Annotated in this window: 27 protein-coding genes and 1 tRNA gene; 7 read left to right on the plus strand and 21 right to left on the minus strand. The window is 37.3% G+C overall.

Translation table 11 applies throughout. The features are described from left to right. Window positions 1-25 precede the first annotated feature (25 nt). The 4 genes from LB465_RS00080 to LB465_RS00095 form a co-directional block, all read right to left on the minus strand. Complete coding sequence (locus tag LB465_RS00080) at window positions 26-1,900, minus strand: sensor histidine kinase (protein WP_224465774.1); 1,875 nt, start codon at window positions 1,898-1,900, stop codon at window positions 26-28. 246 nt (window positions 1,901-2,146) lie between these two features. Then, window positions 2,147-2,581 (minus strand): CHY zinc finger protein, encoded by a 435-nt coding sequence (locus LB465_RS00085; protein WP_224465776.1) that lies wholly within the window; start codon window positions 2,579-2,581, stop codon window positions 2,147-2,149. A 196-nt stretch (window positions 2,582-2,777) separates the two neighbouring features. Continuing rightward, window positions 2,778-2,851, minus strand: a tRNA-Arg gene (locus LB465_RS00090). A gap of 150 nt (window positions 2,852-3,001) precedes the next feature. Continuing rightward, complete coding sequence (locus LB465_RS00095; RefSeq protein WP_224465778.1) at window positions 3,002-3,454, minus strand: GatB/YqeY domain-containing protein; 453 nt, start codon at window positions 3,452-3,454, stop codon at window positions 3,002-3,004. A 108-nt stretch (window positions 3,455-3,562) separates the two neighbouring features. Here LB465_RS00095 and LB465_RS00100 point away from each other — a divergent pair, with 108 nt between their 5' ends. The 5 genes from LB465_RS00100 to LB465_RS00120 all read left to right on the plus strand — a co-directional run bounded on the left by LB465_RS00100 (window position 3,563) and on the right by LB465_RS00120 (window position 6,469). Next, the gene (locus LB465_RS00100) at window positions 3,563-3,754 is read left to right on the plus strand and encodes a hypothetical protein (protein WP_224465779.1); all 192 of its coding nucleotides are present in this window, start codon (window positions 3,563-3,565) and stop codon (window positions 3,752-3,754) included. A gap of 79 nt (window positions 3,755-3,833) precedes the next feature. Beyond that, window positions 3,834-5,093 carry a putative DNA modification/repair radical SAM protein gene (locus tag LB465_RS00105; protein WP_224465780.1) on the plus strand — a complete coding sequence of 420 codons (1,260 nt, stop codon included), beginning with the start codon at window positions 3,834-3,836 and terminating at the stop codon, window positions 5,091-5,093. Beyond that, entirely contained in the window at window positions 5,094-5,876 is a 783-nt protein-coding gene (locus LB465_RS00110; RefSeq protein ID WP_224465782.1) for a TIGR03915 family putative DNA repair protein, read from the plus strand. A 46-nt stretch (window positions 5,877-5,922) separates the two neighbouring features. Next, entirely contained in the window at window positions 5,923-6,159 is a 237-nt protein-coding gene (locus tag LB465_RS00115) for a hypothetical protein (protein ID WP_224465783.1), read from the plus strand. Window positions 6,160-6,238: 79 nt separating this feature from the next. Continuing rightward, on the plus strand, window positions 6,239-6,469 hold the full coding sequence (locus LB465_RS00120) for a hypothetical protein (protein WP_224465785.1): 231 nt from the start codon (window positions 6,239-6,241) through the stop codon (window positions 6,467-6,469). 121 nt (window positions 6,470-6,590) lie between these two features. On the opposite strand, the gene LB465_RS00125 is transcribed toward LB465_RS00120, so the two are convergent. The 4 genes from LB465_RS00125 to LB465_RS00140 form a co-directional block, all read right to left on the minus strand. Then, complete coding sequence (locus LB465_RS00125) at window positions 6,591-7,568, minus strand: polyprenyl synthetase family protein (RefSeq protein WP_224465787.1); 978 nt, start codon at window positions 7,566-7,568, stop codon at window positions 6,591-6,593. Window positions 7,569-7,647: 79 nt separating this feature from the next. After that, window positions 7,648-8,691, minus strand: coding sequence for a 23S rRNA (adenine(2503)-C(2))-methyltransferase RlmN (gene rlmN / locus LB465_RS00130; protein WP_224465788.1), 1,044 nt, complete (start codon window positions 8,689-8,691; stop codon window positions 7,648-7,650). Between the two features lie 621 nt (window positions 8,692-9,312). Then, window positions 9,313-10,353 carry a hypothetical protein gene (locus tag LB465_RS00135; RefSeq protein ID WP_224465789.1) on the minus strand — a complete coding sequence of 347 codons (1,041 nt, stop codon included), beginning with the start codon at window positions 10,351-10,353 and terminating at the stop codon, window positions 9,313-9,315. A 98-nt stretch (window positions 10,354-10,451) separates the two neighbouring features. Then, a complete protein-coding gene (locus tag LB465_RS00140) occupies window positions 10,452-10,787 on the minus strand; it encodes a hypothetical protein (RefSeq protein WP_224465791.1) in 336 nt (111 codons plus the stop codon). Between the two features lie 217 nt (window positions 10,788-11,004). Between LB465_RS00140 and LB465_RS00145 the strand changes: the two genes are divergently transcribed. After that, window positions 11,005-11,571: a hypothetical protein gene (locus LB465_RS00145; RefSeq protein ID WP_224465793.1), complete on the plus strand. Its 567-nt coding sequence runs from the start codon at window positions 11,005-11,007 to the stop codon at window positions 11,569-11,571. Between the two features lie 19 nt (window positions 11,572-11,590). Here LB465_RS00145 and LB465_RS00150 read toward each other — a convergent pair whose 3' ends face one another. The 11 genes from LB465_RS00150 to LB465_RS00200 all read right to left on the minus strand — a co-directional run bounded on the left by LB465_RS00150 (window position 11,591) and on the right by LB465_RS00200 (window position 21,847). Beyond that, entirely contained in the window at window positions 11,591-13,060 is a 1,470-nt protein-coding gene (locus LB465_RS00150) for a tyrosine-type recombinase/integrase (protein WP_224465795.1), read from the minus strand. A 272-nt stretch (window positions 13,061-13,332) separates the two neighbouring features. After that, complete coding sequence (gene queA, locus LB465_RS00155; RefSeq protein WP_224465797.1) at window positions 13,333-14,388, minus strand: tRNA preQ1(34) S-adenosylmethionine ribosyltransferase-isomerase QueA; 1,056 nt, start codon at window positions 14,386-14,388, stop codon at window positions 13,333-13,335. A gap of 81 nt (window positions 14,389-14,469) precedes the next feature. After that, window positions 14,470-15,699, minus strand: a complete 1,230-nt coding sequence (aroA, locus tag LB465_RS00160; protein ID WP_224465799.1) for a 3-phosphoshikimate 1-carboxyvinyltransferase — start codon at window positions 15,697-15,699, stop codon at window positions 14,470-14,472. A 12-nt stretch (window positions 15,700-15,711) separates the two neighbouring features. After that, on the minus strand, window positions 15,712-15,975 hold the full coding sequence (locus LB465_RS00165) for a hypothetical protein (protein ID WP_224465800.1): 264 nt from the start codon (window positions 15,973-15,975) through the stop codon (window positions 15,712-15,714). Further along, window positions 15,975-16,301, minus strand: a complete 327-nt coding sequence (locus LB465_RS00170) for a nucleotide pyrophosphohydrolase (protein ID WP_224465802.1) — start codon at window positions 16,299-16,301, stop codon at window positions 15,975-15,977. The genes LB465_RS00165 and LB465_RS00170 overlap by 1 nt, the downstream gene beginning before the upstream one ends. A 2-nt stretch (window positions 16,302-16,303) precedes the next feature. Further along, the gene (dtd, locus tag LB465_RS00175) at window positions 16,304-16,756 is read right to left on the minus strand and encodes a D-aminoacyl-tRNA deacylase (RefSeq protein ID WP_224465803.1); all 453 of its coding nucleotides are present in this window, start codon (window positions 16,754-16,756) and stop codon (window positions 16,304-16,306) included. Then, complete coding sequence (rsgA, locus tag LB465_RS00180; RefSeq protein ID WP_224465804.1) at window positions 16,753-17,703, minus strand: ribosome small subunit-dependent GTPase A; 951 nt, start codon at window positions 17,701-17,703, stop codon at window positions 16,753-16,755. Before rsgA ends, dtd begins: the two co-directional genes overlap by 4 nt. Window positions 17,704-17,923: 220 nt before the next feature. After that, entirely contained in the window at window positions 17,924-19,006 is a 1,083-nt protein-coding gene (locus tag LB465_RS00185; RefSeq protein WP_224465806.1) for a bifunctional 3-deoxy-7-phosphoheptulonate synthase/chorismate mutase type II, read from the minus strand. 23 nt (window positions 19,007-19,029) lie between these two features. After that, complete coding sequence (locus LB465_RS00190; RefSeq protein ID WP_224465807.1) at window positions 19,030-19,878, minus strand: prephenate dehydrogenase; 849 nt, start codon at window positions 19,876-19,878, stop codon at window positions 19,030-19,032. Beyond that, window positions 19,875-21,023, minus strand: coding sequence for a pyridoxal phosphate-dependent aminotransferase (locus LB465_RS00195; RefSeq protein ID WP_224465808.1), 1,149 nt, complete (start codon window positions 21,021-21,023; stop codon window positions 19,875-19,877). Before LB465_RS00195 ends, LB465_RS00190 begins: the two co-directional genes overlap by 4 nt. Continuing rightward, window positions 21,023-21,847 (minus strand): prephenate dehydratase, encoded by an 825-nt coding sequence (locus LB465_RS00200; RefSeq protein ID WP_224465810.1) that lies wholly within the window; start codon window positions 21,845-21,847, stop codon window positions 21,023-21,025. The genes LB465_RS00195 and LB465_RS00200 overlap by 1 nt, the downstream gene beginning before the upstream one ends. Before the next feature lie 513 nt (window positions 21,848-22,360). Between LB465_RS00200 and gldA the strand changes: the two genes are divergently transcribed. After that, window positions 22,361-23,266, plus strand: a complete 906-nt coding sequence (gene gldA, locus LB465_RS00205; protein WP_224466185.1) for a gliding motility-associated ABC transporter ATP-binding subunit GldA — start codon at window positions 22,361-22,363, stop codon at window positions 23,264-23,266. Here the strand turns inward: gldA and LB465_RS00210 are convergent. Next, window positions 23,253-24,008 carry a head GIN domain-containing protein gene (locus LB465_RS00210; RefSeq protein WP_224465812.1) on the minus strand — a complete coding sequence of 252 codons (756 nt, stop codon included), beginning with the start codon at window positions 24,006-24,008 and terminating at the stop codon, window positions 23,253-23,255. The two genes, gldA and LB465_RS00210, sit on opposite strands and share 14 nt — an antisense overlap. Further along, on the minus strand, window positions 24,005-25,105 hold the full coding sequence (locus LB465_RS00215; RefSeq protein WP_224465814.1) for an acyloxyacyl hydrolase: 1,101 nt from the start codon (window positions 25,103-25,105) through the stop codon (window positions 24,005-24,007). The genes LB465_RS00210 and LB465_RS00215 overlap by 4 nt, the downstream gene beginning before the upstream one ends. Window positions 25,106-25,110 lie beyond the last annotated feature (5 nt).

Here is a 25,110-nt window from a genome sequence, read left to right on the forward strand (position 1 = left end):
GATCAAGGGCCTTAACTAAACCCAATCATCGAGCAAAATCAAATTCAATATGAGTTCCATCCTCTACCCGTTCCCTCATTTTCCCATTGAGTTGTTGAGTAAGTAATTTCACCAATTGGGACCCAAAACCGGTTCCTTTGGGAGCAAGCCCCCTGATTTTACCTACACCATTATCCCTGATTTCCAATTTCAAGATCTGATCGCTGTATTTTTCTAAACTGATATTGATAACGCCCTCTTTTTGATCAGGAAATGCATATTTAAGCGCATTAGTAAGTAGCTCATTTACAATAAGACCAATTGGAACCGCCGTATCCACATCCAGTTCCAGGTTATCCATAGCACATTCGATTTTCACTTTATCTGCTGCATTAAAACTATCTAAAATACCTTCACTCAGATTTATGAAATAATCCTTCATTTCAATACTTCCCAGGTTTTCTCCCTGATATAATTTCTGATGAATAATTCCCATAGACTGTACCCTGTTCTGGCTGGCTATCATAGCGTCTTTAGTGGCCGGATCATCTATTTGAGCCGATTGCAAAGCGATTAAGCTTTTCACCATTTCCAGGTTATTCTTTACGCGGTGGTGTATTTCTTTCAGCAATAATTCTTTTTCGGCATTTTTAGCCCGTATAATTTTAGTGGCTTTTTTATTCTTGTAGAAGAAATAAAGTAAAGAAAGCAGAAACAAAAGCAATAATGAGGCTATCACAATAAAGAGCGTTTGCGTCTTATTTTTTTGTTCGATCAATGCAGCCTGAGATGCCAGGGCTTCATCCTTTTTTTCGGTTTCATACTTTATAGCCATTTCAGATTCAATACTACTAATCTTGTCCTCAAGCATCTTTTCTGAATTGGTATATGCTTTTTCTCTATAGCGCAGGGCATTTTCAAAATCGCCTAACTGCCTGTAAGTTTCCGATAGATCTAAATAAGGTTGAACAAAACCAATTTGGCCTTTATCTTCATAAGCGTTTACCCCGGCTAAAAGGTGATCTAAAGCTTGCTCATATTCTTTCTGCAACAAATATATTTTCCCAATTTCGGTACGATAAGTGGCGCAACGTTCTTCTCCAATATGTTCTATACACAGTTCCCAGGCTTTTAAATAATCTTTTAAAGCATTCCCATAATCCTCTGCTTTAATATAGACGTCGCCGCGGTAGGAATATGCCCTAACCGGCACAAAAATTTCTTCCGGAACTTTTGTTCTAACAATTTCCAGGCATTCTTCTGTTGCTGCATAAGCTTTTTCATACTCCCCCAATTCGCCATAACCAATAATTAAATTGAATTGGGCGATGGCTAAAGAACTGTAATTTTCGGTTTTTTCTAATAAAGGAATCGCCTGGTTTGTGTAAGCTACAGATTTTTCAAAATCTCCGGTCACGCGGTATTTCACCCCTAAAGTACGATAAGCACTTCCCAGGCCCCCATCGTCATTTAATTCTTCATATAAGTCGATTGACTTAAACAAGACTTCCTGTGCTTTTTCTAATTCTCCTGTATTTAAATAATCAATGGAAAGTGACCTGTAAGTATCAGCAATTTTCTTTTTATCATTCGCCTTTATATGATAATCCAGTGCTTTTTCTGCGTGGTACACTACCGAGTCTGGAGAAAACACTCCATTATAAGAATGCCAACTCGCTAAAGATTCGTGAATTTGGGCAGTTATACTATCTGGCCCTGATTTTAAGCTACGCTTTAAAGTGTTAAGGGCAATGGGATGGAATTCTTCTAAATACTCATCTGAAGTTTCGTGAGAGCGCATCCAGCTAAGGCTCGAGTCTATAGGCTGATCTTTTAGATCAGTTCCGTTTAAAGTTTTGGACTGCGAAAAACCGAGCCCAGCATAAAAACAAACCAGTACAATTGCGAAAATTATTTTCATAGCTATTGAAATACTGGGAGCAAAGTATAGCTATGAAGATACAACAATCTCTCTTAAAATTTACAGGGATAATTTTATAAAAAATTGAATTACAGTTAATTTACTGTAGTCCTGGATTACTTCAGAAGAATATGATATTATATCACTTGGAAAGCGTTATTGTTCTCGGGTTTTATTTTCGAGTCTTCCGGCAAATATGGCCTATGTATCTTACCGGGTAATAATTTAATAGACTAAAGAATAGAATTAAGCATCGTCGGTTTCAAAATACAAATGATAATGATTACTGCATCCCGGGTTAAAGCTGGCTTTACAATTTGGGCAGGTATTGCTGGACTCCATATAATCCTGGATACTAAGTTCATGGCCACAAACGCCACATAAAATGGCTTTTTCAGTAAACTCAGTTTTAGGCCATACCTCGTGTTCGTGGTCAGCCGCTTCTTCGTGACATGAAAAGCACGGATAGTATTTACCGCAACATTTAAATTTTATAGCAATTACATCCAATGCTGAATGCCAATGTATACAACGAGTTTGTTTGTCTATAGATTGGCCGTAAACAGTAGTCCCATTAAGCTGAAAAATATTAGTAGATTCCGGCATCTTTTCCTGGGCGTAAGTTGCGTTGAAACAAAACAATACTATTAAGAAGTTGATTAGATGCGTTATTTTCGTCATTTGGTAATTCTTTTCAAGTCTTCATGAATTGCACTTCCAGACAAGGTTTCAAAAGTAAGTATTTTGTGGGTGCTGTTTCCAAAAGATCATCAAAACATTGATTTGATAAGCTTTAAATTTAATAAATCTTCAGGCAAGCTCAGATTTTTTGGGGAAATAAAAAAGTCTACACTGGAGTGCAGACTTTTTGCTTTAGTGACCGCGGCAGGATTCAAACCTGCAACCCTCAGAGCCGAAATCTGATGCGCTATTCAGTTGCGCCACGCGGCCAGTATAAAAATAGCCTGATTGAAAAGTTCTATGTTCGCCAAGTTGAACTTGTTTCAACATCTAATATACTTTAATTAGCAAAAACTTAGATCCTGAAATAAATTCAGGATGACGATTTATAAAACTTTTTATACAGTCTAAAATCAATAATTATTTGCTCAATTTACTTTTTACAATAGTGGAAATCGTTTTGCCATCAGCTTTACCAGCTAATTCGTTACTAGCCATTCCCATTACTTTTCCCATATCCTGCATTCCGCTGGCACCGGTTTTAGCGATAATTTCGTCTACTTTGGCTTCAATCTCAGCTTCGCTTAATTGTTCAGGTAAAAAAGACTCAATTACAGCGGCTTGCTTTTCTTCAGGCTCTGCCAAATCTGGTCTGTTCTGCTCCCGATAAATTGCAGCGCTTTCTTTGCGTTGCTTTACTAGTTTCTGCAAAATTTTAAGCTCCTCATCTTCAGTTAAACCTTCTTTTGCAGAGCTCTCAGTATTGGCCAATAAAATAGCACTTTTAACCGATCGTAAAGCCTCCAGCTTTTCGCTGTCTTTAGCCTTCATAGCAGCCTTCATCTCTGCCATTACTTTATCCTGTAAACTCATAGCTTTTTAATCTAATTTCCGCAGCGAAGATAAAATATTAAAATTAAAATCCCCACTTATTCTCCCTGCAAAATTGAGTATCTTGAAGCTTCCTAAAATATCTTGCTTATGAAAGATTTGATTTCCATTGGTTTATTTCTGATAAGCTTTTCAATTTCAGCACAACAGCGATTTATAGATGATTCTTTTCAGTTGAAAGACACTGAAACCAAAACCTATGCAACCAAAAACGGAGAAGCATTAAAGCTGGACATTTATCAACCTGAAAATGATACCATGCAGCAAAGGCCGCTACACTGAAACCTATCCGGGCTTTAATAATTAGTATTTAATCCAAAATATAGGATTTTTTCCTATTTTTGGATCAAACTTCAAGACTATGATGTTTGATCGAATAAAGGAAAAACTGGAAATTCTGGCTGACGCAGCGAAATACGATGTTTCCTGTTCCAGCAGTGGTAGCAAACGCTCTAATAAAAATAAAGGCCTGGGAAATTCTGACGGAATGGGAATTTGCCATTCCTATACCGAAGATGGGCGTTGTGTTTCTTTGCTTAAAATCCTGCTTACCAATCATTGTATTTTTGATTGCGCTTATTGCGTGACTAGGAGAAGCAATGACATAAAACGGGCAGCGTTTAAAGTGCAGGAAGTTGTAGATCTCACTATTAATTTTTACCGAAGAAATTACATTGAAGGACTATTTCTAAGTTCCGGAATTTTTAAAAATGCCGATTTCACGATGGAACGTTTAATCCAGGTTGCTAAGAAATTACGCCTGGAAGAAAATTTTAACGGCTATATTCATTTAAAATCAATTCCCGGTACTAGCGATGAGTTAATGTATGAAGCCGGACTTTATGCCGATAGACTAAGTGTAAATATTGAAATTCCCACAGTTTCCGGCTTAAAAAAATTAGCTCCCGAGAAAGATCACGCCGATTTTATAAAACCTATGGAAAAGGTTAAAAATGAAATCATGCAATACAACTCCGAAAAAAAAATTATAAAAAGCACCCCAAAATACGCACCGGCGGGACAAAGCACGCAAATGATAGTGGGTGCAACGGGAGAAAGTGACCGGGAAATTATGCTTTCCGCAAATCATTATTATAAAAATTATAATATGAAACGGGTGTATTATTCCGGTTATGTGCCCATTCGAAACGATCCAAGATTACCTTCCCTGGGTTCGCAGGTTCCCATGCTAAGGGAAAACCGATTGTATCAAACCGATTGGTTAATGAGATTTTATGGTTTTAATGTAAATGAATTATTAAACCAGCAGTTTCCTAATTTGGATGTGGAAGTAGATCCAAAATTAAGCTGGGCTTTGAGAAACCCGCAGCATTTCCCGGTAGATATTAATCGTGCAGAAAAAGAGACTTTGCTAAGAATTCCCGGTATTGGTTTAAAATCGGTAAGCAAGATTTTGAACGCGAGAAAATATAGAAAACTAAATTACGATCATTTAAAAGCTATTGGCGTTGCCCTTAACCGGGCGCGATATTTTATAATCTGTGATTCTCGTGGTTGGGAAACAAGGGACTTAGGTTCAGCGAAAATCAAATCGCTTATTCTTCGAAATTCGGTTGGAAAATTCAGAAAAGAATATAGTAGCCAATTAAGTCTATTCTAAATGCAGCCAACAACTTCATTAATTTACGACGGCACTTTTAATGGTTTACTTAGCGGTATTTTCTTAAGCTATGAGGAAAAATTACAGGTGGTGGCGATAAACCCTCCGGGACTTGCCAATGAGGAATTATTTAGCGAAAGTCTTGAAGTAATAACAGATAAATCTAAGGCGGATAGGGTTTGGAAAGCTTTTAAAAAGATTGCTTCTCCTCGCGGTACAAACGCTGTATATTATGCTTACTTAAGCGAAGAACCGGGAATTGAATTAGAAATTTTAAAGTATTTTCAACACACTTTTCACTATAAAAAAAGTATAGATGGAGATTTTGCGAATTCACATGTGCTTAAAATTGCACAAATCGCTAAAAAGGTAAGTCGGGAAAAACACCGTATAGAAGCCTTTGTAAGATTTCAATTAACAAAAGACAACATCTATTTTGCAAAGATTGAACCTGATTTTAATGTACTTCCTATTATAAAAAAACATTTTACAACCCGCTACAGCGACCAGGAATGGATAATTTATGATGTGAAGCGTAAATTCGGGCTCTATTATAATCTACATAAAACTGAAATCATCAATATCGATTTTTCTGAAAATTTGGGTTCATCAGAAGAAAACCGGTATTTCTTTGATGGCAGTGAAAATGATTTTCAGAAATTATGGAAAAGTTATTTTGGTGCTACCACAATCAAATCCCGCATAAACACAAGGCTTCACCAACAGCATGTCCCCAGGCGATACTGGAAATATTTGACTGAAAAGAATCCCTTGCATAATTAAAAAATAGTTTAAATTTGTTCCTTCAACTAATTAACATATTTCTAAAATGAAAAAATTATTTTTACTTTTTGCTGTTGCAACAATGTCACTTTCTATCTACTCTTGTAGAGAAACTACTGAAGAAAAAACAGAAGACGCTATGGAGTCTGCTGGTGAAGACATCGAAAACGCTGCTGAAGAAGCAGGAGATGAGATGGAAGAAGCTGGTAACGAAATAGAAGCTGAAGCTGAAGAAGCTGAGCAAGAAATGGAAGAAGAAATGAACGAAGACGACAATATGTAATCGTTTCTTTCAAAGAAATTTTAAAGCTGCTTTCTTAACTGAAGGTGGCTTTTTTAGTTTAAACAAAAACCAGATTACCGTGAAAAAGTTAGTATTTATTTTAGTTGCATTTTTTGCACTCAGTTTATATTCCTGCCGTGAAACTACCCAGGAAAAAACTGAAGATGCTGTAGAAGCTATAGGCGAAGACATCGAAGACAATGTGAATAAAGCCGGCGAAAAAGTGAAAGAGGGTGCCAGAAAAGTTGAGGAAGGTGCAGAAAAAGTAGAAAGAGAAATAGATGAAGAAATTCACGAAGACGATATTTAATGGATAAACTCTTTAAAAATGACTAAGGTTGTTTTGTAGAAATCAGAATACCACGAACGGTTTTCAATAGGATTTTAGACCCTGAAACAAGTTCAAGGTGACGGTATACTACAAAGCAGCCTTATTTTTTACGTTCTATCACGTAATTCACCATAAGCTCCAAAGATTCACGATAAGGTGAAGCCGGATAGTCTTCCAGAATCACCATAGCTTCCCGCTGAAATTCTTCCATACGTCTCACCGCATAGTCCAGACCGTCCTTGTCTTTCACAAACTGAATTACCTCTTTTACCCGCTTCTTGTCTTTATTGTGATTTTTAACCGAATTGATTACCCAATCTTTTTCTTTTTTAGTCGAATTATTAAGCGCATAAATCAAAGGCAAAGTCATTTTTTGTTCCTTAATATCAATCCCGGTGGGCTTTCCTATTTGTTCATCGCCATAATCAAAAAGGTCATCCTTTATCTGAAAAGCCATCCCGATTAACTCACCAAAACGTCTCATTTTAGCAATCTCATCAGAATCTGGCTTGACAGAAGCAGCGCCCAAACTACAGCAAGCCGCAATTAAAGTCGCAGTTTTTTGCCGAATAATGTCGTAATAAACCGTTTCGGTAATATCTAAACGCCTGGCTTTTTCAATTTGCAGCAACTCACCCTCACTCATTTCCCGAACGGCTACTGAAATAATTTTCAGCAGGTCGAAATCATTATTATCTATAGAAAGCAACAAACCTTTGGAGAGTAAATAATCCCCCACCAAAACCGCGATCTTATTTTTCCATAAAGCATTTATGCTGAAGAACCCGCGACGCCGGTTAGAATCGTCCACAACATCATCGTGCACTAAAGTAGCAGTGTGAATAAGCTCTATAACAGAAGCTCCCCGATAGGTGCGTTCGTTTACGCTGCCGTCCGAAACCATTTTGGCAACAAGGAAAACGAACATAGGGCGCATTTGCTTCCCTTTGCGGTTAACGATGTAATGAGTGATCCTGTTAAGAAGCGCCACTTTAGAAGACATGGCTTCCAGGAACTTTTTCTCGAAAAGTTCCATCTCTTTCTCAACCGGAAGTTTTATTTGGGAAATTACTTTCATTAAGCCACCAAAGATAATTATTTATAGAGAATATTCATCGAGGGTTTTTCTTTCAAAATCAAGAAGCCAAAATGAAGGATTATGCCGATTTATTAGCCAACTGGCCACAAGCGGCATCGATATCTTTTCCGCGGGAACGTCTCACTGTTACTGTAATTCCATTACGTTCCAAAATTTGCTGGTACATATCTGTTGCACTAGAAGATGCTTGCTGGAAATTACCATCATCTATAGGATTGTACTCAATTAAATTCACTTTACACGGTACATAATTGCAGAAACGCACCAGGGCTTCCGCATCTTTTCGCGTGTCGTTAATATCTTTCCAAACGATATACTCGTAAGTAATTCGGCTTTTGGTTTTTGAATACCAATATTCCAAAGCTTCCCGAAGATCGGCTAATGGAAAAGTTTCATTAAAAGGCATTATTTGCGTTCGCACCTCGTCTATTGCGGAATGAAGGGAAACCGCAAGTTTGATTTTAGCTTCATCATCGGCCAGTTTCTTGATCATTTTTGGCACTCCTGAGGTTGAAATGGTAATTCGTTTTGGAGACATTCCCAAACCTTCGGGAGAAGTGATCTTTTCTACCGCTTTCATTACGTTATTATAGTTCATAAGCGGTTCACCCATTCCCATAAAAACGATGTTGCTCAGCGGCCTGTCGAAATATAAACGGCTTTCATTATCTATGGCTACTACCTGATCGTAAATCTCATCGGGATTCAGGTTGCGCATTCTTTTTAATTTTGCTGTGGCACAAAACTGGCAATCTAAACTGCAACCTACCTGGGAAGAAACACAGGCCGTAGTTCTACTAGACGTAGGAATTAAAACAGATTCTACCGTAAGTTGATCGTGCAGCTTAACGGCATTTTTAATGGTTCCATCGCTGCTCCGTTGCATCCGGTCTACCCTAATGTGGTTGATCACAAAGTTCTCGTCCAGCATTTCACGCGTGGCCTTAGAGATATTGGTCATCGCCTCAAAGCTATGAGCGCCTTTATTCCAAAGCCATTCGTATACCTGACTACCGCGGAAAGATTTATCGCCATTGGCTACAAAAAATTCTTGCAGTTGTACTTTGGTAAGTGCCCGTATGTCTTTCTTCTTGTTTTTCACGCTGTAAAATAATAATTATTTGTAATTAATTGATAAGCAATACATTATAAATTAATAATCTAAATTCGTACAACATTAGTACAACAAACTATGATTTTTAAGATTTTATTAACAGAATTATGTCGTATTGAAGCAATCAATTAGCTGACAAAGGTAATCAATTTATACCCCCCAAAAAATTACCTGATTTTTCTATTAAAAATTTTTAATGGAAACCCGCATGGTGATTCACGAAACTGTTTTTTTTTACCTATTGTAAGAGCGGAGTTGGTGATTTTTAATTGATTATTTGATACTATCTAAAATTTGGGCTACAGTGGGGAGGACTTTAACCAGCCCCCCCCTACATACCCAGGGAGGAAGGAGTAATGTTCATTATGATAAACCAGAACCGAAATTGAAACTGTCCTTACACACTAACCTACCTTTTTTAAGGGTTTTGATAGTGTTTCCTGTATTTTACACCAAATACACCTCCTATTTAAGTTGTCATATACTAATGATATAGTTACAATAATTCTTGTTATCTACACCATTTATAAATCTTCTATTCTATATACCTCATCTCCTCACAAGAGATATTTACCCAGTATCATAGTTAAGCAATCACTACTTTAATACTTATTTTTCCAAAATGAACTGAAGTGGTGTATTATACATCCAGGCACCTGCATTAACTTCACAAAAGTACTCTTTATATAAATCCTCAAATTTCACACGATATTTAAACGCATTGTTCGCATTCAATGATGCGGTAATATCTTCTATTGCTGCTGAATAACTTTGACCCGAATCCAATTTAGACTTGAGCAATTCAAATAACATTTGCTGGGCTGGTGGTAGCTGAGGTTTCACTATATTCTGTTTCACTTTACGGAAATCAACTACACGCCCCAAAACCTCTTGTTTAATTTCATTTTTCCTTTGGTCAGTTAAGCTCAAAATCCCAAATAAGGAGCAATCAAAAATTTCATATCTGGTAAAGTGTTTTTTGTTTTTAAGGTTAAACTCAATCCTTCTCAGACCATGAGTGTTGGCTCCGCTCAAGAACTTACTTTTAAAGACTTGATTCTTCTTTTGTTGTATTTCCTCATGCTTATCATATAATTCCACAAACGGATGCGAAACAGGTGCCTGTGCCCTTCTATTCCACGTTATCCCAGTATTAAATTCCATATAACCAATGTTCAATTTCTGAGATAAAGGGGTAGCCCTTTTCATCTCATTTTTCATCCTATCATATACTTCATTCGTACAAACAAAATCTTGTTTGATTTCCACGTCAGTACATATAGACTTATTTAGAAACACATCAAAATCAAAATGTACAATATCAAGGTATTGAATTTTATCATACACTTTTCTTATATTATCTATTGTTATGCCTTCCAAATATTGATGTTCAAGTATTTTGGCATTCAGGGTCATCACAAGATAATGCTCTGCGTATCCCCTATATTTTTTATCCTGCAATGAGAAGTAAATTTCATAACCGTCTAACTCTCTAATTAATCGCTTACTACGTTCACTATCTTCCATTTCTTGAGTATCTACATTGTAGTGTACCCACGTATCGCAGATTCCTGATTCCTTATTAACCCTAACATCTTCGTAAGGTATTCTAAGTAAACAGGAATCCAAACTTATTTTTCCTGCAACCACTTTAATAGTGATTAATGAGCTACTTATGGTTTTCTTATAAATAAACGGTGCCGAAAACCACTATCAAAAGCCGCCTCTTGCTCTCCTTATTTTTGCACCTATTCGTGATCTGGCTGTGCCAGATCACAATCTATTATTTCAATAAACATATCATATAGCTCTTGAACCTCAGCCCTTCTATCATCCCTGTCAGCTATTCTTCCATCGAAATGTTCATAGGAAGGAAGGTATGGAGGATATAGACATTCCGCATACTTCTGCGCCAATAGCTTCTTACCTGAGAGTCCGAACCTGTTCCCGATGGTCACCATCAAAAAAACTGTTTCCCTCTTATTCGCTGGCAGCTCATGAAATGCCGCCACATTTTTCAATCTTACCACATCACCAACTTTGGTGGTGTAATAATCAAATCTTACTCCTGTTTCAATTTCCATTTTTTTAGTTAATAAATCAGTTATAATTATATATACACCATTATACTCTATTCGCACCACAAAGTCAATAGTCCATGTAAATATATTTTTCTCTGCCCCCGAATAGCCCAGCAGATAGGCATCACTTAGGAAAGAAATTTAAATAAAAAATAACATTTTTTTTGTAGGTATGAAAAAACACGTAGATTGCCGCTCATAAAAAATCAAAAAAACTATAATGCAGAAAATTCTTTTAATCCTCGCTTTCCTATCATTACCGTTCATTGGTACATCCCAAACCTCCACCAGTGTTGAAAACTCTACATATGGTGTCCAAACAGGTTTCTTAGGAATTTGGGGTTACAATGAATCAAGATTATCAAATGAGATTGCTCTACGGACTGAGATTGGTCTTGACGCTTCTATATTTGGGGGTGCTTTTCTACCAAAGACAGGAGTAATTTTTGTTCCTACAATTAATCTTGAACCAAGATGGTACTATAACCTGAGTAAAAGAGAGAATAAATCCAAAAGAATTGAGAACAACAGCGGAAATTTCCTTTCATTAAAGGGGACATATCGCCCAGACTTGTTCACCATCTCCAATTATGATAATATATCAGTGATACCCAATTTATCATTAATTCCAACTTGGGGAATAAGAAGACACATTGGAAGCCACTTTAATTATGAAGCAGGGATTGGTTTCGGTTACAATCACATCTTTGCTAAGAGTGCAGGTTATGCGGAAGATGAAGGAGAACTTGCGGTCAACCTACATTTACGCATAGGTTACAGTTTTTAATTTTCACACCACCTCAATCTTAAAATATATCTTGTAATTTTTCATTAACCTTATCAAGTGAGGATGAATCCATATCACGGAGATAATTTGCTGTAATCTCAATAGAAGAATGCCCCATGGCTTTTGATATAAAATACACGTTGAGGTTATTATCTGAAAGAAATTGGGCATAGGTATGCCTTGCCTGGTGAGATGTAATTGGGGGATAATTTAGTTTTTTACATATCACTTTTAAGTGATAATTATACTTTAATGTAGCCCTATGAATAATCTTTAAACTTCTTTTGGTTACTACACCGCTACGGTGTATTTCAGAGGCGTCTATAAACCCAAAAATAGTTTTTTGTGGATTTGCCTGTTCCCTGCTTATAATTTCCTTATAGGTCTTAAAAATCTTTTTGTTGATTGATTTCAACTGAAGATTGAGGTAAGCAATGGTGGCTTCTTTATCAACAGGTGCTTCATCACTATTTGTGGGTAAACGGTAATCTCGCTCATCAAAATCAATCATACTATCCTGCGTTTCCACAAATAAATCATACTCATTTAATTTCTCTTTTTTATCTTTTATCCTTTCAGCTAATATTGAAACCTTTTCCTGGTACTCCTCTATCAACTTAACCTCAGCTGGATAATTTTCATTTAAGACCCTATGTAGGCACTTCATAGCAACTAAGGGAATCTTTGGCACCATCTCCGTTCTTGATTTCCCTTGTCTATAATAAAGTTTTACTTCATCATCATGGAATTTAACATTGTTCCAACTTAACATTAAGAAATCACCCACACGCATACCACCACACATAATTTGAAATAAAAACATATCCCTAACAAAGGCTTGATTTGGTTTGAACTCAAAGTCTTGAATATCCTTAAGAAATTCTTTACTTACTGTCTTAGGCTTTTTATTCCGAAATGGTTTGAACTTCACATTCACAAATGGATTTACCTTATAATAAACAAGTTCTTCATTCTTAGCCTTATTTACAACAGCTTTTAAAAAACCCATATAGGTTTTGGTGGATTCTGGGGTTAACCCCACCTCGGACAGATACTTATTGAACATGTCCACATGATTTGGTGCTAATTGCGAGAAGGTCAACTCACTTTGCCCTTGAATACCAAGAAATTTAGTGAAATGATTAAATGCGGTGCTCCTGATTGCTTCAGTCGATGCTTTCGGGGTTGTTTTGATATATGAGTACCAATAATTTAAAATAGTGGTAGAATCATCATCAAGGCTTGTAATGTTATTTTGATTATCGTTTAAATCTCTTAAGACCTTAGAAATCTCAGAATTAAAATTCTTATACTCATTTTTAAGGCTGGGTAATACACGTTGATTAGCCTCATCCCAATGCTTAGCCGACAGTTTTATTCCAAGACTCCTAAATTTTGATACCCTATTTGCGGTTGTCCTAACGTGAAGATGCCCTATTTTAGAACTCTTTCGGGATTTTCGGAATACAATTTTAACAGTGGTACTCATGTTGGTGATGTTTTCCCAAATATAGGAAAATACAACATGCGTACAACATTTTCATAAAAATATAAGCAATGTTGTACTCAACATATCTCATCACACCAGTAAAATCAATACTTAATCCATTTCTTATTTTACACGCTGCAAAAGTATGAAGAATTAAAGGATTTTTAAGTTAAGCTGAAGCTAAGTGTTTTAATTTCTGATGCTAAGCAAAATCAAAAAAGCCACAACCTAATTTTATAAGCTGTGGCTTCTGTATTTAAAACTTTTTTCAGTTAGATGATCAACATCGCATCTCCATAAGTATAGAAACGATATTTCTCTTTTACCGCTTCTTCATAAGCACGCTTCATAAAGTCATGACCGGCAAAGGCCGAGATCATCATTAAAAGAGTAGATTTTGGTGTATGAAAGTTAGTGATCATACAATTGGCAATACTAAAATCGTAAGGAGGAAAGATAAATTTATTGGTCCAGCCACCAAACTCGTTTAAGGTATGGTTTGAAGAAACCGCGCTCTCCAACACACGCATTACAGTAGTACCTACTGCACAAACACGTCTGTTTTCCAGTTTTGCTTTGTTTATGGTTTGCGTAGCTTTTCTTTCAATAAAAGCTTCTTCGCTGTCCATTTTATGTTTGCTAAGGTCTTCCACCTCTACCGGGCTAAAAGTTCCTAAACCAACATGTAGGGTTACTTCAGCGAAATCTACTCCTTTTATCTCCAAGCGCTTTAAAAGATGCTTAGAAAAGTGAAGTCCGGCAGTTGGGGCAGCTACAGCTCCTTCTTCTTTTGCGTAAATGGTTTGGTAACGTTCCTGATCTTCAGGTTCCACATCACGCTTTATATATTTTGGAAGTGGAGTTTCCCCTAGTTCCTTAAGTTTCTTTCTGAAATCTTCGTAAGAACCATCGTAAAGAAAACGTAGGGTTCTTCCGCGGGAAGTAGTGTTATCTATAACTTCTGCAACTAAACTTTCGTCTTCACCAAAATAAAGCTTATTCCCGATTCTGATTTTTCTCGCAGGATCTACAAGAACATCCCAAAGTTTGGTTTCAGGATTTAATTCCCTTAAAAGAAAAACTTCGATTCTCGCACCGGTTTTTTCTTTATTACCATATAAACGTGCCGGAAATACTTTAGTATTGTTCAATACCATTACATCTTCAGGCTCGAAATAATCCAGAATATCTTTAAATTGTTTATGTTCAATTGTTTGTTCTTTTCGGTTAAGAACCATTAACCTGGCTTCGTCCCTGTTCTCTGAAGGGTACTCGGCCAGAAGTTCATCCGGAAGTTCAAAATTGAAGTGTGAAAGTTTCATTCCCATAATTGCATTTTTAGAAGCGGCAAATATACAATCTCAAGGTAGGGGTTGTCAAGTAATTAACGGTTTATTTAAAAAAAGCTTTTAAATTGATGTTTTTTCAATCTCGAAATTAAGTTTTTCGAAATCTTCCCAAAACCCCGGATAGGATTTTGAAACAACTTCAGCATCCTCAATGTCAAATGGAACCTTGAGTCCCAGCGGAGCAAAAGCCATCGCCATACGGTGATCGTTATAAGTTGCTACGGAAACATTTTCTGAAAAATCTTTCTGCGGAAAAAGCTCCAAACTGTTATGGGTGACTTTTACTTTACTTCCAAATTTTTCAATTTCCGTTTTTAAAGCTTCCAGCCTGTCGGTTTCTTTAATTTTCAAGGTATGTAAACCGGTTAAATGGCAGGGTACGTTTAAGGCCAGGCAGGTTACCGCTATGGTTTGGGCGATATCTGGTGAATTTTGAAGGTTTTCTTCAATATGTTTTGGTTTACTACCCGGGCGTTTCTCAAGGATAATATGATCGCCTTCAAATTTAGTAGTAACCCCAAATTGTTTATAAATTTCCGCAAGACAGGAATCTCCCTGCAAACTGGTTTTTCTATACGTACTTAACTTAAGGTCGGCAGTTTCGCTTATCGCCGCCAGACTATAGTAGTAAGAAGCCGAACTCCAATCTGATTCTACCGCTAATGTTTGGTTTTCTACTACTGGAGTAGGTTCTATTTTGATGGTATTTCCTTCAAAAATTCCTTCAACTCCCGCTCGCTGCAAGATTTCCAAAGTCATCTTAATATAAGGAGTAGAAGTTATTTTACCTTCCAGATTAATCTCGAGTCCGTTGGGTAGGGAAGGAGCAATAAGCATCAAAGCAGAAATATACTGACTACTAATATTAGCCTCCAAAGAAACACGATTCGCGGTAAGTTTTTTTCCTTTAATTCTTATAGGTGGGTAGCCTTCGTTTTGTTCGTAAGAAATATCGGCTCCCATTTGTTTTAGCGCATCCACCAAAAGTTTAACAGGACGCTCGGTCATTCTCTTACTTCCGGTTAAAACCACTTCCCGGCCTTCTTGAGCCGAAAAATAGGCAGTTAAAAACCGCATTGCCGTCCCGGCGTGATGAATATCTACTAATTCCTCTTCACTTTGTAGGGCTTTTTGCAAATAATGGGAATCGTCACTATTGGAAAGATTACTGATCTTTAAGTTGGGATATAAAGCCTGTAAAATAAGTAAGCGATTAGATTCACTTTTAGAGCCGGTAATTTTTATATTTCCAGCAAGATGCTTTTTGGTATTCGAAATCTTTAAATTCATTAATTGGCTGTATTAATTTTCAGCATCTTTCTTTTGTTTTGCTCTAAACTGCCCAAACGATATTATAAAACCATAAGCAAAAGCTGCAAGCAGTTGGCCCGCGATAAAACGAAATAACTTTCCGTCTTCTGTACGTTCGGTAAAATAGGCTTCAAAATGAAATCCGCCGTATTCAAACAGCATACTTACGATATCATATACAATCAGGAAGCCGATGCCAAGAAATAAAACCGATTTCCAGAAAGGCCTTTGCGAAATCATCTCTTTGAACTTCATTATTTTAACTTTTCGTTATTATGATGCCTGTCGTGGTCTCTTTTTGTTTTTAAATCCAATTTTTTATCAAAAGCTTCCTGAAGATCCACCCCTGTTTGATTGGCAAGACATAGCACTACAAACATTACATCTGCCAGCTCTTCTCCCAGGTCCTTTTCTTTATCAGATTCCTTTTCGCTTTGTTCGCCATAACGGCGGGCTATTATCCTGGCAACTTCCCCTACTTCCTCGGTAAGTTGCGCCATATTAGTGAGTTCGTTAAAATACCGAACTCCATGTTCTTTTATCCAATCGTCTACAGCCTTTTGAGCGTTTTCTATGTTCATTTTTATTCCCTTTGTTTTGAATCTACAATTATTGTCACCGGTCCATCATTAATTAACTCCACTTTCATATCGGCACCAAATTCTCCGGTCCCAACTGGTTTTCCTAATGTTTCTTCCAGTTTTTCGATGAATTTCTCATAAAGCGGAACAGCAACATCTGGTTTGGCAGCTTTTATAAAACTCGGCCGGTTTCCTTTTTTGGTAGAAGCGTGTAAAGTAAACTGACTCACCACAATGGCGTCACCGTTAACATCTAATAGTGAGAGATTCATCGCGTCATTTTCATCGTTAAAAATGCGCATTTTTACAATTTTATTGCAAAGCCAGTCTATATCCTCCTGGGTATCTTCGTTCTCGATGCCTAGTAAAATCAATAAACCGGTACGCATTACAGCATTAATTTTGTGGTTTATTTGTACGGAAGCCTTAGAAACCCGTTGTAAAACTATTCTCATTTTTTTGGATAAATATCTGTTCTGTAATTGTCTTCTTCTCCTTCTAAAATCTGCAAATAACTTTTATAACGGCTCCAGGCGATCTCGCCTTCTTCCAGTGCATCTTTTACCGCGCATTGCGGCTCTTCCAGGTGTAGACAATTATGGAATTTACAATCCTGCTTCATCTTAAAGAACTCAGGGAAGTAATTTCCCAGCTCTTCCTTTTCTATTTCTACCACACCAAAACCTTTAATTCCGGGGGTGTCAATTATCCTGGCGTCAAAATTAAGGTCGAACATTTCAGCAAAAGTGGTGGTATGTTGGCCTTGTTTATGTTGTTCAGAAATTTGAGAAGTTTTTAAATTCAAACCGGGTTCAATCGCATTGATCAATGTGGATTTTCCGGTTCCGCTATGGCCCGCAAACATACTGGTTTTACCTAGCATCATCTCCTTTACCTTATCCACATTTTTTCCGGTGGCAGCAGAAATCCCGATACAATCGTAACCTGCATTTCTATAAATAGCGGCGAGATATTTAATCTCTACCAGCTCGTCTTCGTTATAGGTATCTACCTTATTAAAAAGCAAAACCGCCTTTACGTGGTAAGCTTCCGCAGTAACCAAAAACCGATCTATAAAAGTGGTAAGTGTGGGCGGATTATTAAGTGTAATAAGTAAAAAAACCTGGTCTATATTCGCCGCAATAATATGGGTTTGCTTAGAAAGGTTAACCGATTTACGAATAATGTAGTTTTCGCGTGTATCGATTTTCTTGATTACTCCCTGCTCCGCACCTTCCTTGTCTTCAATATCAAATTCCACGCGGTCACCCACTGCAACCGGGTTGGTACTTTTAATACCTTTAATTCGGAATTTTCCTTTAATACGGCAATCGTAAAACTTTCCGGCTTCACTTTTTACCTGGTACCAGCTTCCGGTAGATTTATAAACGGTTCCTTTCATTCACATTATGGTTTTTTAAGTGGCTGGTTGAAAGTTTTGGAAACGTCATCCTGAACTCGTTTCAGGATCTAAGTTGTTCATATTAGATATTAGATCCTAAATCCCGAAGCTTCGGGACAGCTTGACGAAAAAAAGTCTTTCAAACAGCCACTTTGCTAAAATAGCAAATGCAGCATTCACTACTTGCCTTTAAACCAAAAATCATGGAAAACAAGGTTTATTATGCTTTCATAATTTTTTCCTGGTGGTTAATGGATTCCTGGTGAACCGCTTTGAATAAACGCAGAATAAATTCTTCGCTCAAACCGTGCTGCTCTCCCTCCAGAACCATATTTCCAAGAATTTCGTTCCATCTTTTCGTCTGTAAAACAGAAACGTTCTGTGATTTTTTAACCTGACCTATTTCATCGGAAATTTTCATTCGTTTTGAAAGCAGCTCGATCAATTGGTTGTCGGCTACATCAATTTTAGCTCTTAAAGTGTTCAATTTATTCTTAAAATCTTCACTTTCTGAAACCTCTTTTCTAATCTTCAAATCTTTCATAATCTGAACAAGTGTTGCGGGGGTGATTTGCTGTGCAGCGTCACTCCAGGCATCATCAGGAGTGTGATGAGTCTCAACCATAAGTCCGTCATAATTGAGGTCTAAAGCAGTTTGACAAAGATCAAAAATGATATCCCTACGTCCCGCGATATGCGAAGGATCTAAAATTAGCGGAAGATCTGGGAATTTATTCTGAAGCTCAATAGCGATCTGCCATTCAGGATTATTTCTGTATTTGGTTTTTTCGTAAGCTGAAAATCCACGGTGAATTACCCCTAGATTTTTGATATCGGCAGTATGAAATCTTTCTACCGCACCTAACCAAAGTGAAAGATCCGGGTTTACCGGGTTTTTAACCAAAACGGTTTTATCGGTTCCTTTAAGTGCATCAGCAATATCCTGAACAATAAATGGCGAAACCGTTGTTCTGGCGCCAATCCATAGAATATCAACATCGTTTTCCAAAGCAAGGTCTACATGGTTCGCATTTGCAACTTCGGTAGTGGTTAACATTCCGGTTTCTTCTTTGGCTTTTTTCAACCATTTTAAACCAAGCGCACCAACACCTTCAAAGTTTCCCGGTCTTGTTCTTGGTTTCCAGATTCCGGCACGTAAAACTGTGGCGTCAGTATCTTTTAATTGGTGAGCGATCTTTAAAACCTGCTCTTCAGTTTCAGCGCTACAAGGGCCTGCGATTACCAGTGGATGATCTAATCCGAAATCATCAAGCCATTTTCTTTGTTCTTTGTTGTTTTCCATAATTTAAAATTTAATCCTGATTTTTAATTTATTCCGTTTAAAATTGATTTAATATGATTGGTGCGTTGCATTTCATTATAAACTTCCTGGAAATCATCATTTTCCAGCAAGTCTTTAAAATGCGTAAGATTATTAATATATTCAGTTAAAGTTTCCAGCACATTCTCTTTATTTTCTCTGAAGATTGGCGACCACATTGCCGGGGAACTTTTTGCAAGTCTTACGGTAGAAGCAAATCCACTACCCGCTAAATCGAAAATATCACGTTCGTTTCGTTCTTTTTCCAAAACTGTTTTTCCCAGCATAAACGAACTTATATGCGATAAATGCGATACATAAGCAATATGCCGGTCGTGGGAAACAGGATCCATATACCTGATGCGCATTCCCAGTTTCTGAAAAATATCCAACGCCCGCTCCTGAAGTTTAAAAGCCGTCTTTTCAACCTCACAAATAATATTGGTTTTATCCCGGTACAGATTAGAAATCGCTGCTTCAGGACCGGAAAACTCGGTTCCCGCAATAGGATGAGCGGCTAAGAAATTTCTTCTATTTTTATGATTAGCAATCTCTTTACAAAGTCTCGATTTTGTGGAACCTGCATCAAAAACCAGTGTGTTTTCGTTAACCAGGTCTAAAACATCAGCAACTACTTTATTCGCTACATCTACCGGAACTGCGATCAAAACAACATCAGCGTGCTCAACATCTTCAATTTTCGCCGGGTGATCTATAATCCCAAGTTCCTGCGCCTTCTTCAAATTCTTTTCATCGGCATCACTTCCAAAGATTTCTGCTTCAGGAAAAGCCGATTTAATATCCAGCGCAAAAGAGCCGCCTATAAGTCCGATTCCTATTATTTGAACTTTCATTCTACTATCCTTTTGATTGCCCGGTTAATATTCTCCTCGGTTGCGCAAAGTGAAAACCGTATATAACCTTCGCCATTACTTCCAAAAATAAAACCCGGCGCAGTAAAAATGTGGTATTTATTCAACAGAAAATCCACAAAAGCTTCTGCGTTTGTTCCCTTTGGAACCTTTGCCCAAACAAACATCCCGGTTTGGTCTTTTTCGGGTTCGCATTGTAAAGCTTCAGCAAGCTCCAATACTTTTTCTTTTCGGCTTTGATAAATTTCATTTTGAGCAGAAAACCAGTCACTATTTAATCTTAAAGCAGCAGCTGCTCCGGCCTGAAGCGGATAAAACATCCCGCTATCCATATTGGTTTTCACTTTCAGTACAGTGTTCAGATTCTTTTCGCTTCCGCAGAGCATTCCTATTCGCCAGCCGGCCATATTAAAGCTTTTGCTTAAAGAATTCAATTCCAAAACCACGTCTTTAGCACCTTCAGCTTTTAGAATACTTTTGGGATTATCGTTAAGAATAAAACTGTAGGGATTATCGTTCACGATCAAAATTTTATTGGCTTTGGCAAATGCTACCAGTTCTTTAAAAAGGCTTTCGTTTGCAGAAGCTCCGGTGGGCATATGCGGGTAATTCACCCACATGAGTTTTACTTTGCTTAGATCTTTTTTAGCCAGTTCTTCTAAATTTGGCAGCCAGCTTCCTTCGCCATTCAAATCGTAATAAACCGCTTTAGCTCCTACAAGTTCGGTAACCGAAGAATAAGTAGGATAGCCGGGATTTGGAATAAGCACCCCATCACCTTCATTTAAAAAAGCCATAGAAATATGGGTGATTCCTTCCTTACTACCCATAAGTGGCAGGATTTCGGTCTCTGGATCGAGAGCTACCTGGTAATGATTTTGATAAAATTCAGCAATTGCATTTCTAAAATCGGGAGTGCCTTTATAAGGCTGATATTGGTGTGCCCCGGGATTTACCAAAGCTTCATTCAACGCCGAAATTACCTGCTGCGGTGGCGCCAAATCGGGGCTACCAATGCCCAGATTAATAATATCTTTCCCGGCAGCCGCCATAGCACGTACTTCCTTCAATTTTGTAGAAAAATAGTACTCTTTTACGTTACTCAACCTTTTGGCCTGCTCTATCATTACAAACTGTTTTTGTAGGTTCCTAAAATTGTTAATCGCTCGGTCATTACTTCCAAAATATCCATGGCTTTTTGAAATTCTTCGTATTCTTCAAAGATCACATCGATAAAAAATGAATATTTCCACGGAAATTCAATAATGGGCATACTCTGTATCTTGGTCATATCCAGGTTAAAATCCCTTAAAATATTTAACACTGAAACCAGGCTCCCGCGTTTGCTTTCCAGTTCAAACTTTAAAGAAGCTTTGTCTATTTTATCACCGTTTGGCTCTTTCTTTTTTGTGCTTATGATCAAAAAACGCGTCGCATTACTTTTCTTCGTATGAATGCTTTCTGCTAAAATTTCAAGTCCGAATAAATGCGCCGCAGCTTTACTGGCCACCGCCGCTACCTTTGTACTTCCTTTTTCTGAAATTCTCCTGGCAACTTCAGCGGTATCGGTATCTTCAATCAATTTAATGTGCGGGTGCTTTTTAAAGAATTCTTTGCACTGCAAAAGCGCCATAGGGTGCGAATAGACTTTTTTGATGTTTTCTATCTTTTGCCCCGGCATTGCCATAAAATTCATATCTATTGGGATGTAATGCTCCCCAACTACTTTTAGATTATTTTCATCTATAAGCGCGTAATTCGGTAAAATAGAACCCGCAATAGAATTTTCTATAGCCATCACGCCTTCATTGGCTTCACCTTTTAGAAGGCTTTTTGTGAGTTCGGCAAAAGACATACATTCTAAAACCTCAACCTCCTTATGGTAATATTCCTGTGCCACCAAATGGTGAAATGAACCCTGTACCCCCTGAATTGCAATAATTTTATCCATTAATTTTTTATAATAAATCTCACTTAGCAGATTAATATTCTACAGTGAAGCCAACACACATTAAGTTGAAAAAACAAAACATTTAAACTCTAACGCTACACAAATTAAATCTCCCTTAGTGAGCAAAAAAAAAGTCCCGATTTTATCGGGACTTTTTTATATAATATTTTTCTTAATTACATAGCATTCCCGTTCCTATCTCTGAAATAGAAATAAAAAAAATAGAATGCGTTCCAGCTAATTAAGTGATTCATTGTTTCTTTGTTACGGGGCTAAATTAGAATATAATTCTTTAATGAAAAACCATTTTTTAGAATTTTTTAAGCTTTTAGAGGCTTTTTACAGACTTGGCTTTTTTTATACAGAATCATCGAAAATTTTCTAATAGGGTTTAAAATAAACACTTAGTAATTCCGAAATCTACAATGAAAATACTTTTTATAACCGGAATAAATGCTGATTCGACCTATTTCCGGCGATTTAAAAATCCTTACTTTTGAAAAAATGCTTGCTATGTCTATTCATGTTGAAGGAATTTCAAAATTTTACGGTGAACAAAAAGCACTAGATTCTGTTTCTTTTAGATTGAACAAAGGAGAAATTGTGGGCTTTTTGGGACCAAACGGCGCGGGAAAATCTACTTTAATGAAAATCCTTACCGGTTATTTAGCTGCTTCCGAAGGAAAAGCTGAAGTAAACGGAATTTCCCTTGAAGACGATTTACATAAAATTCAGCAGCAAATTGGCTATTTACCAGAGCATAATCCGTTATACACTGAAATGTATGTGCGTGAATATTTAGAATTCAACACTAAAATTTATAAAACCGCTAAATCACGAATAGAAGAAGTTATCGAACTTACCGGCCTAATGCCGGAAGCCAATAAAAAAATCGAGCAACTTTCTAAAGGGTACCGCCAACGTGTGGGACTCGCCACCGCCCTGTTACACGACCCCGAGGTTTTGATTTTAGATGAACCTACCACAGGACTGGATCCTAATCAATTGGTGGAAATCAGGAACCTCATTAAAAATATCGGAAAAGAAAAATCTGGTAAAACTATTTTTCTTTCTACTCACATTATGCAGGAAGTAGAAGCTATTTGCGACCGTGTGATTATTATTAGTAAAGGAAAAGTTGTTGCTGATAAAAATTTGAAAGATCTACGCGAAGAAAATGAACAGGTGATTTTAGTTGAATTTGATTACCGGGTTGAGCAAATTGCACTTCAGAAAATACCACATCTTCTTTCTGCTAAAAATGTTGGCGGATTTGCCTATGAACTCACTTTCGATACTAAAGAAGATATGCGCCCAGCAGTTTTCGATTTTGCCCACGATAACGGATTAAAAACACTTCAGTTAAATCAAAAAACCAAGAATCTGGATAGTTTATTTGCTGAACTTACTCAAAAATAAGTCGCCCGGTGTAGTGTTCTTCTATGCTTACTTCGGTTGGGCGGTTTTTAGAAATAATATCTCCAAACCCAAAAATATCCCCTCTTAAAGATTGCTGCGGATTGATGATTAATTTATTGGTTCCACGATGTAAAATATCATAATGTTGCACGATAAACTCACCTGCTTCCAGCCTTCCGTCTCCATTCGCAAAAAACAGGTTTACTTTTTCGGCACTTCCAGTGAGGAAATAATTGGAAATATTATCGTTGGTAATTCTTAGATTTTCTACTTCCAGGTCAAGAATAAAATCACCGTTGGTATGAATATCGGGATTACGTTCCTGGTTAAAAGATCGTAACCAAAGCTCCGGGAAATTTAGTGTACCAATACTTTCTATAGCACTTCCGCTGCTGTTTTGCAACCAGTTTAAACTCGGTGTGGTTACATAAATTTTTGTGATCTCATAATCCCGAAAAAGATTGCAGGAATTTTCATTTCTGAGTTCAAGTCGGTTATTTACAACTTCAGCATATACATTTTCCCGAAGGTTTTCCCCGGTTTCAATCTTCACCCTATGTTCATCGCCCTGTTCAACAAAGAGCTTAACACGTTCGTAGACCATAATTTCTTCAAAGGAATCAACAGTGAATTCTTCAGAAATTATCTCCCCTGAAGTTTGTATGCAGGTGGGCGCTTCTTCAGAATCACATCCTAAAAAGATAAAAACCAATATCGCTATGCTTAAAATTCCTTTTTTCATAATCGATACCCTATTGAAAGTTCTACAGCTTCCGCATTGGCATAATGAGATCGCACGGTAAGTGAAGCCCAAAGATTCTCGGTAATTTTTCTTTGCAAACCAACCCTGTTATATAATTGATCTACAAAATGTTCGTAAGGATAATACACATAGTAACCCAAATGCGTGATCACCGATAGTTTATTGAAATTCAACTGGTGACCAACAAAAACCCCAACCCGTTTAGAATCCTCATTCCCGGTGGTATTTCCTGAAGGAAAAGCTACCGACTGGTAATAAATACGTTCTTCCATGGCTTTTGAAAAGAAAACTTCTGTTCCCGCCTGAAGCGTACTTTTATGGTTAAGCACCTTATCGGCATAAGCTGAAAAAGTCAAAAATGGGTATTGCTTAGACCCGATAATTCCCATAGTATTTACGCCACTTCGCAAAGCAAAATTAAGATGAATCGGCTCTGTATATTTTTCTTTTGGTCCTTTTGGAATATAATTGGGCAGGTTTTGATGATCCAGTGTATAATTTACTCCCAGGTTAAAAGTAATCGTATTGGTGCTGGCATTGGGCGATTTAAAATCGGCGTTGGAATAATGAATCAACGAAAGCCCCGCCTGCACGCCCAGACCTTCAAAAATATTTTCTTTTTTATAATTCGCCATCAGGTAAGTAGAGCTCAGCAAGCGTGAACCGTAAGCATTATTCTTATAATTATCATCCGGATGGTAAGGATTGGAAGCATAAGCCATCCCCTGTCCTATCCTAAACATTAAATTGCGTTTAAGCAGGTAGAAGTTCATATGAGCGTAAAGTCCGTAATTTTCTCCTAAACTCGGATTTTTCATATCCTGGTAGGTAAAAGAAGCACCTATATCGGGATAATTGTAGCGCTTTTCCCAGGTTTCAAATCCGAAACTTTTTTTGTTGAACCCCAGAATTAAACCCGTGGGATGCCCGGTAATTAAATGGGCAATATCCGGACTGTGCTTGGCAATGGTCCCGTAGAAATAATTCGCATCAAAAGAATAATAGTTCTTCCCGGAATCCTGGGCCGAAATATCAGCAAGGATAAAAAGAAAAATAAGGGCGGTAATTTTCTTCATTATCC

Source organism: Salegentibacter lacus (genome assembly GCF_020164555.1).
GTDB lineage: Bacteria > Bacteroidota > Bacteroidia > Flavobacteriales > Flavobacteriaceae > Salegentibacter > Salegentibacter lacus.

Bases quoted from the DNA above. Each gene is read 5' to 3' on its own strand.
- LB465_RS00210 (WP_224465812.1), bottom strand. From the start codon at position 24,008: ATGAAAAAAGGAATTTTAAGCATAGCGATATTGGTTTTTATCTTTTTA.
- LB465_RS00110 (WP_224465782.1), top strand. From the start codon at position 5,094: ATGCAGCCAACAACTTCATTAATTTACGACGGCACTTTTAATGGTTTA.
- LB465_RS00215 (WP_224465814.1), bottom strand. From the start codon at position 25,105: ATGAAGAAAATTACCGCCCTTATTTTTCTTTTTATCCTTGCTGATATT.
- gldA (WP_224466185.1), top strand. From the start codon at position 22,361: ATGTCTATTCATGTTGAAGGAATTTCAAAATTTTACGGTGAACAAAAA.
- LB465_RS00185 (WP_224465806.1), bottom strand. From the start codon at position 19,006: ATGGAAAACAACAAAGAACAAAGAAAATGGCTTGATGATTTCGGATTA.
- LB465_RS00145 (WP_224465793.1), top strand. From the start codon at position 11,005: ATGCAGAAAATTCTTTTAATCCTCGCTTTCCTATCATTACCGTTCATT.
- rsgA (WP_224465804.1), bottom strand. From the start codon at position 17,703: ATGAAAGGAACCGTTTATAAATCTACCGGAAGCTGGTACCAGGTAAAA.
- LB465_RS00150 (WP_224465795.1), bottom strand. From the start codon at position 13,060: ATGAGTACCACTGTTAAAATTGTATTCCGAAAATCCCGAAAGAGTTCT.
- LB465_RS00165 (WP_224465800.1), bottom strand. From the start codon at position 15,975: ATGAAGTTCAAAGAGATGATTTCGCAAAGGCCTTTCTGGAAATCGGTT.
- dtd (WP_224465803.1), bottom strand. From the start codon at position 16,756: ATGAGAATAGTTTTACAACGGGTTTCTAAGGCTTCCGTACAAATAAAC.
- aroA (WP_224465799.1), bottom strand. From the start codon at position 15,699: ATGAATTTAAAGATTTCGAATACCAAAAAGCATCTTGCTGGAAATATA.
- LB465_RS00170 (WP_224465802.1), bottom strand. From the start codon at position 16,301: ATGAACATAGAAAACGCTCAAAAGGCTGTAGACGATTGGATAAAAGAA.
- LB465_RS00125 (WP_224465787.1), bottom strand. From the start codon at position 7,568: ATGAAAGTAATTTCCCAAATAAAACTTCCGGTTGAGAAAGAGATGGAA.
- LB465_RS00100 (WP_224465779.1), top strand. From the start codon at position 3,563: ATGAAAGATTTGATTTCCATTGGTTTATTTCTGATAAGCTTTTCAATT.
- queA (WP_224465797.1), bottom strand. From the start codon at position 14,388: ATGGGAATGAAACTTTCACACTTCAATTTTGAACTTCCGGATGAACTT.
- LB465_RS00105 (WP_224465780.1), top strand. From the start codon at position 3,834: ATGATGTTTGATCGAATAAAGGAAAAACTGGAAATTCTGGCTGACGCA.
- LB465_RS00095 (WP_224465778.1), bottom strand. From the start codon at position 3,454: ATGAGTTTACAGGATAAAGTAATGGCAGAGATGAAGGCTGCTATGAAG.
- LB465_RS00195 (WP_224465808.1), bottom strand. From the start codon at position 21,023: ATGATAGAGCAGGCCAAAAGGTTGAGTAACGTAAAAGAGTACTATTTT.
- LB465_RS00200 (WP_224465810.1), bottom strand. From the start codon at position 21,847: ATGGATAAAATTATTGCAATTCAGGGGGTACAGGGTTCATTTCACCAT.
- LB465_RS00190 (WP_224465807.1), bottom strand. From the start codon at position 19,878: ATGAAAGTTCAAATAATAGGAATCGGACTTATAGGCGGCTCTTTTGCG.
- LB465_RS00115 (WP_224465783.1), top strand. From the start codon at position 5,923: ATGAAAAAATTATTTTTACTTTTTGCTGTTGCAACAATGTCACTTTCT.
- LB465_RS00140 (WP_224465791.1), bottom strand. From the start codon at position 10,787: ATGGAAATTGAAACAGGAGTAAGATTTGATTATTACACCACCAAAGTT.
- LB465_RS00085 (WP_224465776.1), bottom strand. From the start codon at position 2,581: ATGACGAAAATAACGCATCTAATCAACTTCTTAATAGTATTGTTTTGT.
- LB465_RS00080 (WP_224465774.1), bottom strand. From the start codon at position 1,900: ATGAAAATAATTTTCGCAATTGTACTGGTTTGTTTTTATGCTGGGCTC.